Source organism: Methylorubrum populi (assembly GCA_036946625.1).
GTDB lineage: Bacteria > Pseudomonadota > Alphaproteobacteria > Rhizobiales > Beijerinckiaceae > Methylobacterium > Methylobacterium populi_C.
Genome location: JAQIIU010000002.1, coordinates 1,574,949 through 1,587,026 on the forward strand (window position 1 = coordinate 1,574,949; position 12,078 = coordinate 1,587,026).

Below are 12,078 nucleotides of genomic sequence, written 5' to 3' on the forward strand. Positions count from 1 at the left end.
GTGCCCAGTCGATCCCGGGCCCGGCTCTTTCGTTTTGTCCGGGGCCTCGTCCCGAAAGGGGGCCTCCGGCTTCCAGAACCATGCGCCGGGACGCGCTTCCTTGCCCGCGGCGGGTGCCGCCCGCACCGAACGACGCTATAGCGGCGCTCCGACCCATCCCGCGCCGGCGCATTCGAGCCTCATGTCAGATCCCGTCTTCATCGCCCCGAAGGGCGGCCTGACCCTCGGCGGCGTCGCCGAAGCCTGCGGCGTCCCGCTGCCCGAGGGTATCGACCCCGACCGGGCCGTGACCGGCGCCGCTCCGCTCGAAACCGCGGGTCCGACCGAAGTCGCCTACATGGACAATGCCCGCTACGGCGACGCGCTCGCCGCGACCCGGGCCCTGGCCTGCCTCGTCGCCCCGCGCTTTTCCGCCCGCGTGCCCTCCGGCACCGTGGCGCTCGTCACCCGCGATCCCTACCGCGCCTATGCCGGGCTCCTGGCGCGCCTCTACGAGGAGGCGATGCGGCCGGGCTCGCTGTTTGCCGCGGGCGGGATCTCGCCCGGCGCCCATGTCCACCCGCAGGCACGGCTGGAGGACGGAGTGCGCGTCGATCCCGGCGCCGTGGTCGGCCCCGGCGCCGAGATCGGCGCGGGCACGGTGATCGGCCCCAACGCGGTGATCGGCCCGAACGTGCGGATCGGCCGCGACTGCTCCATCGGCGCGGGCACGACCCTGACCCACGCGCTCGTCGGCAACCGGGTGATCGTCCATCCCGGCGCCCGGATCGGCCAGGACGGGTTCGGCTTCGCCATGGGCGCCGGCGGCCATCTCAAGGTGCCGCAGGTCGGCCGCGTCATCGTGCAGGACGATGTCGAGATCGGCGCCAACACCACGATCGACCGGGGCGCCTCGCGCGACACGGTGATCGGCGAGGGCACCAAGATCGACAACCTCGTGCAGATCGCCCACAACGTGGTGATCGGCCGTCACTGCGTGATCGTCTCCGGCGTCGGCATCTCCGGTTCGACCACGCTGGAGGATTACGTGGTGCTCGGCGGCCAGGTCGGCGTCGTCGGCCACCTGCGCATCGGCATGGGCTCGCAGATCGCCGGCTCCTCCAACGTCAACCGCGACGTGCCGCCGGGCTCGCGCTGGGGCGGCACGCCGGCCAAGCCGGTGCGGACGTGGTTTCGCGAGATGACGACGCTCGCCCGCCTCGCCGAGCGGTCGGGCAAGGATGACACCGGGAATTGACGTTCAGGGCTCCGCCCTGAAACCCGCCGAAGGGCTTGCCCTCTGGGAACCCGTGACGGGCACCTTCACGCTTCGAACAGCGAGACGATGTCGGGACGGCCGCGCCAGTGCTCGATCCGGTGGCAGGTCAGCGACGCAGGCGGCAGCGTCCGGTAGATCGCGAGGCTTTCCGCCACGAAGGCGTCGAGGCTCAGCGTCTCGGGCGGCGCGTTCCGGCGCTGGCGGCGCTTGAACACCGTGGAGCCCGCCACGCCGTAGAGCGTCGCCACCGGCGGATAGACCGGCCAGATCGCATCGTCGAGGAGCACGTCCGGCGCGTAGGCCTCGACCGGGACCGGGCGCGGCGTCAGCCCCGCCTCGCGCGCGAGCCGCGCGGCGACGTCGCCGAGCACGGCCAGCCGCGGGTGGTTGATGTTGTGCATGAACAGGCCGCCCCGCGACCAGCGCAGCAGGTCGCCCGAGAGGTCGAAGCCGATCGCCCGGCTCGACGCGATCAGGTCCGCGGCGGCGATGTCCCAGGCATCGAGATAACCCAATCGCGAAAAGACGTCCTCGCGGAACAGCCCGACGATCCGCTCCGGCGCGAGCCCCTGGAGGAAGCCGAACAGGACGATCGCCGAGTGATAGGTGCCGAGCGGCGACGGCGCGAGCCGGACGCGGGCCACCGAGGCGAGATCGCCGACATAGACCGCGTCGGGGTGGAAGGCGGTGAAGACGATCGACGGAAACAGCCGCATCCGCGGCAGCCGTTCGCCCAGCGCCTCCGAGCCGCCCTCGGGGAAGAAGCCCGCCGGGAAGGGCTGCGAGAAGACGTGGTCGCACGCGCCGAGCGATCTCGCGAAGGCGTCGAGGCCCTGCCCGCCCTTGCCCAGCGCGCTCATCGGGATCAGGCGCACCCGTGCGCCGACGAGGATGCGCAGGGCATCGGCGACGCCGCGGGCCTGGCAATTGCCGATCACCGCGATCCGGGGACCGGTCAGGCCGGCATCCTCAGCCCCGCCGCGTCCGGCCCAGGGCCGGCGCGCCCAGCGAAGAAGGCGGGCGAGGCCCAAGGCGGCGCGCCTACTCGCGCCGCAGCAGGCGGTCGACCACGAGGTCGGACCAGAAGCCGGCGCGGAAGCTTCGGGTGAGCGCCTGCGGATCGTAGGTCTGCTCGACCCACTCCAGGAAGCCCTGCCCGCGCGCCTCGCCCTCGCGCAGATAGGTGGCGAAGAACGCGTCCAGGATGCCGGTCTTGGCGAAGCGGAAATGGCCGTAGCGCGGCGAGAGCTGGCGCAGGGCCTCCCGTACCGGCCGGCCCTCGTGCAGGATCAGGAACAGGGTGGCGGCGAGCCCGGCCCGATCCGCACCCGACTTGCAGTGCATGACGGCCGGGTACTCGATCCCGGCGAAGAAGTCGCGGGCGGCGAGCAGGGTCTCGCGGGAGGGGGCCTCGCGGGAACGCAACACGAACTCCACCAGAGTCAATCCCTGCCGCTCGCAGGCCTCCCGCTGCAGCGGCCAGGAGCCGTGCTCGCGCCCGCCGCGCAGCGACACCACCGTGCGCACGCCCTGGCGCTTGAACCACGCGAACTGGTGCGGGCTCGGCTGGGCCGAACGCCAGACGAGCCCGGTGCCGATCCGGTGCCGGTTGAGATAGGCGAGCCGGAAGATGCCGTGATCCACGAGCAGCATGTTGGCCCAGGCCTTCGCCCGGGCGACGGAACCGTCGATGGGCCGCTCGAACTTCGCGATGCGCGCCATGCGCCGCGCGTAGCGCGTCTCGGGAGGAAGGAAGCGGTTGAACACGGATCGCGCGGGGGGAAGCCTGTCGGAGCGTCCCTCTACCAGCCCGCGATTCGGGCGACAACGCGGACCGCTTCGCACCGTTGCCGAAGCGGTCGCTCTGTCGGCATCATGCGCCGTCCACCCGCCGACCGGAGCCCGCGATGACGACGAACACGGTGAGCGTCCGCCGCGCCCGTGCGGCGGACGCCGACGGACTCGCGGCGGTGTTCGACGCCGCTTGGCGCGAGGCCTACCAGGGCGTGATCCCCGGCCTCGCCCTGGAGCGCTTCCTCGCCCGGCGCGGGCCGACGACGTGGCACGGCATGATCGGGGGCGGGCGCGGGCTCGCCGTCGTCGCCTTCGGCGAGCGGGTCGCGGGCTACGCCGCCTACGGCCGGATGCGCGACCGGGCGATGCGGGCGGACGGCGAGATCGACGAGCTCTACATCGCCCCCGCGTTCCAGGGGCTCGGGCTCGGCACCCGCCTGTTCCGGGCGGTGCGCAACGATCTGATCGACCGCGGGCTCACCCGCATCGGCGTCTGGGCGCTCGCCGACAACGCCCGCGCCTGCGCCTTCTACGAGGGCCTGGGCGGCGTGGCCGGTGCGGAATCGATCGAGCGCCTCTCCGGCATCGGCCTGCCGAAGGTCGGCTACCTGTTCTCCTGAGCCGCGTCCGGCCCCGCTCGGCGGGCCGATCCTCCGCAAACGTCTGAGAGCCTGTTTGACTGCGGTGATCCCATCTCGACCCTCATCCTGAGGTGCCGGAGTGCAGCGGAGGCCTCGAAGGGTGCTCCAGAAATCGCGCGGGATCTGGAACACCCTTCGAGGCCGCTCACGCGGCACCTCAGGATGAGGGTGAGGATGGGAGCATGGCCTTCTCGCCCTGCCGTTGCTTGGCGAGGACACGTCGGCCGGTCAAACAGGCTCTCATACCGTTTCCGATCGATCGCTTCGGGTTTGGCCATCCTCCGTCATCGCGAGCGGCCGCGAAGCGATCCAGGGCGCGGGCATGTCCGGAAAGGGCGCGCCCTGGTTTGCCACGGCTTCGCCTCGCAAGGACGGTGGAGAGGCCGAGGTCATCGACCGAAGGGCGTCTGAATGAGCCCCGCGCGACCAACCCGCGCAGCTTGTTCGCCTACGTTATATCGGGCTAACCCGGATCGCATCACGCCGCGCTTCCGGCCGACGAAGGGCCGCCTGCGCGGAAGAACGCCTGCTTGCGATCCGCAGGATCGCCGCGCGCCTCGGGCGCCCGGCACGGAGATCTGACCGAATGACGTTATCCCGTCCTGCCCAGCAGGCGCATTTCGGCTGGTTCAAGCGCCGACGCGACCTCGACATCGACGAGATCACGCGGGTGGACCCCGCGCTCGTGCGCCGCGCGGTGGGCGCGGCGGCGCTGGGCAACGCGATGGAGTGGTTCGACTTCGGCGTCTACGGCTACCTCGCCGTGACGCTCGGGCGCGTCTTCTTCCCCGAAGGCGATCCCACCGCGCAGTTGATCGCGACCTTCGCGACCTTCACCGTCGCCTTCCTCGTCCGCCCGCTCGGCGGCCTCGTGTTCGGGCCGCTGGGCGACCGCTACGGCCGGCACAAGGTGCTGGCCTTCACCATGATCCTGATGGCGGTCGGCACCTTCTCGATCGGGCTGATCCCCTCCTACGAGCGGATCGGCATCGCCGCCCCCATCCTGCTGCTGGTCGCGCGGCTGGTGCAGGGCTTCTCCACCGGGGGCGAGTACGGCGGCGCGGCCACCTTCATCGCCGAGTACAGCACCGACCGGACCCGCGGGCTGATGGGAAGCTGGCTCGAATTCGGGACGCTCGGCGGCTACATCGCCGGCGCGGCCACGGTCACCGCCCTGCAATTCGCGCTGAGCGAGGCCGACATGCTGAGCTGGGGCTGGCGCATCCCGTTCCTCATCGCCGGGCCGCTCGGGCTGCTCGGGCTCTACATGCGGCTGAAGCTCGAAGAGACGCCGGCCTTCCAGGCGCATGCCCGGGAGACCGACGAGCGCGAGAGCGAGCGGCCCGGCCTGCGCACCCTGTTCAGGCTGCACTGGCGGCCGATCCTGCACTGCATCGGGCTGGTGCTGGTGTTCAACGTGACCGACTACATGCTGCTCACCTACATGCCGAACTACCTCACGGTGACGGTGGGCTATCACGAGACCAAGGGACTCCTGCTCATCATCGTCGTGATGCTGGTGATGATGCCGCTCAACGTGGTCGGCGGCCTGCTCAGCGACCGGCTGGGGCGGCGCCCCATGATCATCGGCGCCTGCACGGCGCTGATCGTGCTGTCCGTCCCGTCGCTGATGCTGGTGGGCAGCGGCCACGACGGGCTGATCTTCCTCGGCCTGATGCTGCTGGGGCTGGCGCTGGTGTGCTTCACCAGTTCGATGCCCGCGACCCTGCCGGCCCTGTTCTACACGCCGGTGCGCTACAGCGCCCTGTCGATCGCGTTCAACCTGTCGGTCTCGCTGTTCGGCGGCACCACGCCGCTCGTGACCGCGTGGCTGGTGAGCAGGACCGGCGACCCGCTGGTGCCCGCCTATTACCTGATGGGCGCCGCGACGATCGGGCTGCTGACCATGCTGACGGTCCGCGAGACCGCGGGGCTGCCCCTGCGCGGCTCGCCCCCGTCCGTGGCGAACGAGGAGGAGGCGCGCGAAGTCTGCGCGGGCGACGTGCCGCTCACCGTCGATCCGGTGCTGCCCGGCACCGCCTCGGCCCCGCCGGCCTCCGGGGGAGCGCCGGTGGCGGGCTGAGACCCGCCGGCCCGGCACAGGCGGAAAATTTCCGTCTTCGATCCCCGGCCGGTGAGAGAACTTGGCCGGAGGAACGATTTCATTTCCCCTCCGCGCATTCTAAGACTTCCGTCGATGGGTGCGGCACCGTGAGCCGCCCCCGCACGATGCACCCGCCGGACGGGGCGACGCGTCCGACGGCCGGATTTCAGAGAGCACAGGGCCATGGACATCAACGCCATCTCGATCGGCAGGAACCCGCCGCACGACGTCAACGTGATCGTCGAGGTCCCGCTCGGCGGCGAGCCGATCAAGTACGAGATGGACAAGGAGGCCGGCACGCTCGTCGTCGACCGGTTCCTCTACACGCCGATGTTCTATCCGGGGAATTACGGCTTCATCCCCCACACCCGCTCCGGCGACGGCGACCCCTGCGACGTGCTGGTGGCCAACACCCGCGCCATCATCCCGGGCGCGATCATCAGCGTGCGCCCCGTGGGCGTGCTGGTGATGGAGGACGACGGCGGCGAGGACGAGAAGATCATCGCCGTCCCCTCGCGCAAGCTGACCCAGCGCTACAACCGGGTCGAGAACTACACCGACCTGCCCGAGATCACGATCAGCCAGATCCAGCACTTCTTCGAGCACTACAAGGATCTGGAGCCCGGCAAGTGGGTGAAGGTCGTCCGCTGGGGCGACAGGGAGGAGGCCCACCGCCTGATCCTCGAAGGCATCGAGCGCGAGAAGGCCCACAAGGCCGGCTGAGTTTTTTCTTTCCGAAAGATCCTCTGGAGTTGCGGCGATCTCGCCGCGGCTCCTGCCGTTTCGGCTCTTCGCCAAGACAGGTGATGCCCCGCGCTTGTCGCGGACTTTCTGCGGTCCCGGCGGCCATGGGCGATCGAAATCGTCACCGTCGCGGTGCTGGATTGCTTCGCTGCGCTCGCAATGACGGTGCGGGCTTTCCTTTCCCGTCATTGCGAGGCGGAGCCGAAGCAATCCAGCAGCGCCACGTTTCCGGAAGGACGGTGTCTCCGACTTTCGGCACCGACCCTTCGGAGGAGTCCGTCGTGGCGCACGCCCCTCAGGGCACCACGCGGGTCGAGACCGAGGCGCCCGTCAGGATCGCGCCGATCGAGCTCGGCGCGTGCACCGAGCCCACCACGATGGTGAGCCGGCTCTCGCGGGCGAGGGCGAAGGCGGCGGTGTCCATCACCTTGAGGTCGCGGGCGATGGCCTCGTCGTGGGTGAGCCGGTCGTAGCGGATGGCGTCGGGGTCGTTCTTCGGATCGGCCGAGTAGACCCCGTCCACCTGCGTCGCCTTCAGCACGGCGTCGCAGCGCAGCTCCGCCGCGCGCAGCACGGCCGCCGTGTCGGTGGTGAAGTACGGGTTGCCGGTGCCGCCCGCGAGCACCACGACCTGACCCTTGTCGAGGTGGTGCAGGGCCGGCTGGCGGGCATAGGTCTCGCAGATCGTCGGCATCGAGACCGCCGACATGGTGCGGGCCTGCACGCCGGCGGCGTTGAGCGCGGTCTCGATGGCGAGCGAGTTCATCACGGTGGCCATCATGCCGAGGGAATCGCCGGTCGCCCGGTCGATCCAGCCGGCCTGGGAGATGCGCGCCCCACGGATCATGTTGCCGCCGCCGACCACGACCGCGACCTGGATGCCCTGGGCGATGGTGTTCGAGATGTCCTCGGCGAGCGCGGCCAGCGTCGGCGGGTGCAGCCAGTAGCCGTCGGGAGCGGCCAGCGCCTCGCCGGACAGCTTGACGAGGACGCGGCGGTAGGTCGTCGTTTCCGACATCGAAGATCCTCGTCGTCTCGGGCCTGGTGCGCCGCGGCTTCTAGCAACACGGGAGCCCGAACGTCGAGGGGCGGCGGCATCGCTGCCGCCGCCCCTTTATCGGACGACCTGTGAGGATCGGTGACGATCAGCGCGACATGCTCGCCACTTCGGCGGCGAAGTCCGGGCCCTCTTCCTTCTCGATGCCCTCGCCGAGCGCGTAACGGACGAAGCCCTTGATCGCGACCTCGCCGCCGGCCTTGCCCGCGGCCTCCTTGAGGACCTGGGCGACGGTCTTGGAGCCGTCGTGGACGAAGGGCTGCTCCAGGAGGGTGACCTCCTTGTAGTAGCTCTTCAGGCCGCTCTCGACGATCTTGGCGAGCACGTGGTCCGGCTTGCCGGCGTTCTTCTCGCGCAGGATGTTCGACTCGCGCTCGACCACCGACGCATCGACGCCCGAGGCGTCGAGCGCCGCCGGGTTGGTGGCGGCGACGTGCATGGCGATCTGACGGCCGAGCGTCGAGAGGACCTCGACGTCGCCCTCGGACTCGAGCGCGACGAGCACGCCGATCTTGCCGAGGCCCTCGCTGATCTGGCCGTGGACGTAGGAGGCGATCACGCCCTTGGCCACTTCGAGCTTGGCGACGCGGCGCAGGGTCATGTTCTCGCCGATGGTGGCGATGAGGTTCGAGAGCGTGTCCTTCACGGTCGCGGACGAACCGGGGAAGGTCGCGGCCTCCAGGCCCTCCAGGGTGCCGTCGGTGTTCAGCGCGAGCTTGGCGGCCTCGCGGGCAAACGCCTGGAAGCCATCGTTGCGGGCGACGAAGTCGGTCTCGGAGTTCACCTCGACGACCGCGGCGTGGCGGCCGGCGGACTCGACGGCGACGAGACCCTCCGCCGCGACGCGGCCGGCCTTCTTGGCGGCCTTGGCGAGACCCTTCTTGCGCAGCCAGTCAACCGCCGCTTCGAGATCGCCGTCGGTCTCGTTGAGCGCGCCCTTGCAATCCATCATGCCGGCGCCGGTCTTTTCGCGAAGCTCCTTCACGAGAGCGGCGGTGATGTTGGCCATGGCGGTCCTCTTGAGGTCTGGAAGAGCAGGTCTTGAAGTGAGCGAGCCCGGCGCTCGTTGAAAGCACCGGGCTTTGCAAAACAGATGACGATCGGCAAAACAGATGACGATCGGGCCGCCGGGCGGGAAACCCGGCGGCGGAGCGTTGCAACTTACGCCGCAGCCGCCTCGACGAAGGCGCGGGACTGTTCGATCCAGCCATCGCGGGCGAGGCGGCCGTTGAGCTTCAGGTCCGTGTCGAGCTTGGCCACGTCCTCGGGCTGCATGGCGGCGATCTGCCAGTAGTGCCACACGCCGGCATCGTTGAGCTTCTGCACGAGCTGCGGGCCGACGCCGTTGAGCTTGGTCAGGTCGTCGGGCGCGCCGCGGGGTGCGGCGAGCTGCTCGAAGTGCCCGGTCGACTCGGCGAGCGCGGCGACGTCGGCCGGGGCGATCGCGTCGGAGGCGACGGAGGCCGCGAGGTCGTCGTTGGCCGGCGGCAGCTCCTCGGCGGTCGGCTCCTCGGAGGCGCCGACATCGATGCCGAGGGCGCCCTGGCCGCGGCCGATGCCCTCGATCGCCGCGCGGGCGATCAGGTCGCAGTAGAGCGCGATGGCGCGGCCGGCGTCGTCGTTGGCCGGGACGATGTAGGAGATGCCGTCCGGGTTGCAGTTCGTGTCGACGATGGCCGCGACCGGGATGCCGAGGCGCTGGGCCTCCTTGATCGCGAGCTGCTCCTTGTTGGTGTCGATCACGAACAGGAGGTCGGGCACGCCGCCCATGTCCTTGATGCCGCCGAGCGCCTTCTCGAGCTTGTCCTTCTCGCGCGTCAGCATGAGGCGCTCCTTCTTGGTGAGGCCGACGGCCCCGCCTTCGAGCGTCTCGTCGACCTTGCGCAGGCGCTGGATCGAGCCGGAGATGGTCTTCCAGTTGGTCAGCATGCCGCCGAGCCAGCGGGAGTTGACGTAGTACTGGGCCGAACGCTTGGCCGCCTCGGCGATGGCGTCCGCCGCCTGGCGCTTGGTGCCGACGAACAGAACGCGGCCGCCGCGGGCCACGGTGTCGCTCACCGCCTGGAGCGCGGCGTGGAGCGCCGGCACCGTCTGGGCGAGGTCGATGATGTGGATGTTGTTGCGGGTGCCGAAGATGTAGGGCTGCATCTTCGGGTTCCAGCGGTGCGACTGGTGCCCGAAATGGGCGCCGGCCTCGAGGAGCTGGCGCATAGAGAAATCGACGGCCATGATCTTTTGGTCTCTCCGGTTGATACCGCCGCGGAGGATGCAGCCGGCGTTTCGCCGGCCACCGGAAACGCCTCATTCAGGCATGAGGCCGGCTCCGCGTGTGGAATGGGCGCGGCGTTAGCAGGGAAAGTCCGGAATGGCAAGCCGGCGCGGCTCGGACCCTACGCAGCTCTCACCGACGCGAGGAAGCGGGACATCTCGGTGCTGAGACGTTCGGCCTGCCGCGACAGGTCGGAGGCCGAGGCCAGCACTTGAGCGGCCGCCGCTCCGGTTTCCTCCGCCGCCGTGGCGACGCCCGCGATGTTGCTCGTCACCTCGCCGGTGCCGGTCGCCGCCTGGCCGACGTTGCGCACGATCTCCTGCGTCGCCGCCCCCTGCTCCTCCACCGCCGCCGCGATGCCGGTGGCGACGCCGCTGATCTCGCGGATGCGGGTGCTGATCCCGTCGATGGCCGTCACGGCCTCGCCGGTCGCGCCCTGGATCCGTGCGATCTGGCCCGAGATCTCCTCGGTGGCCCGCGCGGTCTGGTTGGCGAGTTCCTTGACCTCGGCGGCCACCACCGCGAAGCCGCGGCCCGCCTCCCCGGCGCGGGCGGCCTCGATCGTGGCGTTGAGCGCGAGCAGGTTCGTCTGCGCTGCGATGGTGGAGATCAGCGCGACCACGTCGCCGATCCGCGCGGCGGCCTCCGACAGATCCCGCACCAGCACGACGGTCTGCCCCGCCTCGCCGGCCGCGACCCCGGCGAGTTCGGCCGATCCGGCGACTTGCCGGCCGATCTCCCACACCGAGGAGCCGAGTTCCTCGGTGGCGGCGGCGACCATTCCGACATTGCCGGCCGCCTGCTCGGCGGCGGCCGCCACGGTGGTGGACTGGCCGGCGGTCTGCGTGGCGATCGCGGTCATGCTCTGGGCGGTGGCCTGCAGCTCGGTCGCCGCCGCGGTGACGGTTTCGAGAATGCCGCCGACCGCGTGCTCGAAGCCGTCGGCCATGCTGCGCATGCCGGCCTTGCGCTGCTCCTCGGCCGAGGCGCGGGCGAGGGCGGTCTCCTCCTCCAGGGCACGGGCGCGCAGAAGGTTGTCGCGGAACACGTGGACGGTGGCCGCCATCGCGCCGATCTCGTCCCGACGCCGGCCGAAGGGGATCGGCGAATCGGTATCGCCGCCCGCGAGACGCCGCATCGCCTCCGTCATCCGCTCGATCGGGCGCGACACGCCGACGAAGGAGAAGATCATCGCGCCGACCGCCGTCAGGGTCGTGATGCAGAGCGCGGCCAGGGTGATGCGTATCGCGGTGGCCTGCTCGGCACGGACGGCGGCATCGGCGGCCTTGCTCCCCTCGATGTTGACGTCGACGAGGGCCCGCGCCGCATCGGAAACCGCGAGATAGCGCGCGTTCATGGATCCGCGGAAATGGGCGAGCGCCTCGTTCTGCCGGTCGCTCGGGAAGGCGCGCAGCCGGTCCCATTCCGGCTTCAGCAAGTCGAGCTTGGCCAGGAGATCGTCGTAGGCCCGCCGCTCCTGCGCGGACGAGATCAGCGCCGCATAGGCCGCGACCTTGGCGTTGCGGTCGCGCATGAAGGTCGCGACCTTCTCGGCGTAGCCCGCCCGTGCCGCTTCGTCCTCGGCCGTGACGTAACGGAACTGCCAGAGCCGCGTCCGGATCACGAGGGCGTTGATGGTGTGGGCCTCGTTGATCGACGGAATGGTGTTGTCGAGGAGGCTCGACGTTCGCGCGCCGATCGCGTCGAGCTTGATCAGGGCGAGGACGCCCTGCCCGACCGCCAGCAGCAGCATGAGCGCGAACAGGCCCGCGAGGGTGCGCTTGAGTGTCATCGTCATGGGAAGCATGCGCCTTTCCTTGGCTCATGCACGCATTGCGCTGCGACAATTAATGAGCTGCAAATTCGAGAGAGATCCGTTGAAACGATGGTAAACGCCAAGGCACACAGATATGCGTCGAGATAATCCTCGTATATCCAAGGAAATTTGGCGATATGCTTTAATTCGAACGATCCAGCTCCGCACGTTCGGTATGGCGCTCCCCTGGTTCCGCCCGCTCCGCCAACCGGATTTGTGATCATCCTCCGATGGGCGCATGCGGCCACCGCGGGCCGCTAGAGCATCCTCCCGAAAGGCGGCCTCCGGCTTTCGGAAAAAGACGATGCAAAAACAAGAGTCCAGCGCATCCCTGCCGGCTGTCGGTGCCCGGCGAGGCCGCCTCCCGAACGGTGACTGCCGGGATGCTGCCGAAC

Annotated in this window: 10 protein-coding genes; 4 read left to right on the plus strand and 6 right to left on the minus strand. The window is 69.9% G+C overall.

From position 1 onward, the window contains the following. Nucleotides 1-181: 181 nt before the first annotated feature. Nucleotides 182-1,237: a UDP-3-O-(3-hydroxymyristoyl)glucosamine N-acyltransferase gene (lpxD, locus tag PGN25_09405; protein MEH3117792.1), complete on the plus strand. Its 1,056-nt coding sequence runs from the start codon at nt 182-184 to the stop codon at nt 1,235-1,237. 65 nt (nt 1,238-1,302) lie between these two features. Here lpxD and PGN25_09410 read toward each other — a convergent pair whose 3' ends face one another. Both PGN25_09410 and PGN25_09415 read right to left on the minus strand, forming a co-directional pair. Further along, a complete protein-coding gene (locus PGN25_09410; protein MEH3117793.1) occupies nt 1,303-2,289 on the minus strand; it encodes a WcbI family polysaccharide biosynthesis putative acetyltransferase in 987 nt (328 codons plus the stop codon). Between the two features lie 10 nt (nt 2,290-2,299). Next, complete coding sequence (locus PGN25_09415; protein ID MEH3117794.1) at nt 2,300-3,025, minus strand: tyrosine-protein phosphatase; 726 nt, start codon at nt 3,023-3,025, stop codon at nt 2,300-2,302. Nucleotides 3,026-3,165: 140 nt separating this feature from the next. Between PGN25_09415 and PGN25_09420 the strand changes: the two genes are divergently transcribed. From PGN25_09420 to ppa, 3 genes are all read left to right on the plus strand, one after another. After that, the gene (locus PGN25_09420) at nt 3,166-3,672 is read left to right on the plus strand and encodes a GNAT family N-acetyltransferase (GenBank protein ID MEH3117795.1); all 507 of its coding nucleotides are present in this window, start codon (nt 3,166-3,168) and stop codon (nt 3,670-3,672) included. 607 nt (nt 3,673-4,279) lie between these two features. After that, the gene (gene proP, locus PGN25_09425) at nt 4,280-5,776 is read left to right on the plus strand and encodes a glycine betaine/L-proline transporter ProP (protein ID MEH3117796.1); all 1,497 of its coding nucleotides are present in this window, start codon (nt 4,280-4,282) and stop codon (nt 5,774-5,776) included. Between the two features lie 204 nt (nt 5,777-5,980). Then, complete coding sequence (ppa, locus tag PGN25_09430; GenBank protein ID MEH3117797.1) at nt 5,981-6,520, plus strand: inorganic diphosphatase; 540 nt, start codon at nt 5,981-5,983, stop codon at nt 6,518-6,520. A gap of 316 nt (nt 6,521-6,836) precedes the next feature. Here the strand turns inward: ppa and pyrH are convergent, their stop codons facing one another. The 4 genes from pyrH to PGN25_09450 form a co-directional block, all read right to left on the minus strand. Then, the gene (pyrH, locus tag PGN25_09435) at nt 6,837-7,559 is read right to left on the minus strand and encodes a UMP kinase (protein ID MEH3117798.1); all 723 of its coding nucleotides are present in this window, start codon (nt 7,557-7,559) and stop codon (nt 6,837-6,839) included. A gap of 127 nt (nt 7,560-7,686) precedes the next feature. Then, entirely contained in the window at nt 7,687-8,607 is a 921-nt protein-coding gene (gene tsf / locus PGN25_09440) for a translation elongation factor Ts (GenBank protein MEH3117799.1), read from the minus strand. Nucleotides 8,608-8,759: 152 nt separating this feature from the next. After that, a complete protein-coding gene (locus PGN25_09445; protein ID MEH3117800.1) occupies nt 8,760-9,827 on the minus strand; it encodes a 30S ribosomal protein S2 in 1,068 nt (355 codons plus the stop codon). A 161-nt stretch (nt 9,828-9,988) separates the two neighbouring features. Further along, nucleotides 9,989-11,659 (minus strand): methyl-accepting chemotaxis protein, encoded by a 1,671-nt coding sequence (locus PGN25_09450; protein ID MEH3117801.1) that lies wholly within the window; start codon nt 11,657-11,659, stop codon nt 9,989-9,991. Nucleotides 11,660-12,078: the final 419 nt, after the last annotated feature.

Bases quoted from the DNA above. Each gene is read 5' to 3' on its own strand.
- PGN25_09450 (MEH3117801.1), bottom strand. From the start codon at position 11,659: ATGACACTCAAGCGCACCCTCGCGGGCCTGTTCGCGCTCATGCTGCTG.
- lpxD (MEH3117792.1), top strand. From the start codon at position 182: ATGTCAGATCCCGTCTTCATCGCCCCGAAGGGCGGCCTGACCCTCGGC.
- proP (MEH3117796.1), top strand. From the start codon at position 4,280: ATGACGTTATCCCGTCCTGCCCAGCAGGCGCATTTCGGCTGGTTCAAG.
- pyrH (MEH3117798.1), bottom strand. From the start codon at position 7,559: ATGTCGGAAACGACGACCTACCGCCGCGTCCTCGTCAAGCTGTCCGGC.
- ppa (MEH3117797.1), top strand. From the start codon at position 5,981: ATGGACATCAACGCCATCTCGATCGGCAGGAACCCGCCGCACGACGTC.
- PGN25_09420 (MEH3117795.1), top strand. From the start codon at position 3,166: ATGACGACGAACACGGTGAGCGTCCGCCGCGCCCGTGCGGCGGACGCC.
- tsf (MEH3117799.1), bottom strand. From the start codon at position 8,607: ATGGCCAACATCACCGCCGCTCTCGTGAAGGAGCTTCGCGAAAAGACC.
- PGN25_09445 (MEH3117800.1), bottom strand. From the start codon at position 9,827: ATGGCCGTCGATTTCTCTATGCGCCAGCTCCTCGAGGCCGGCGCCCAT.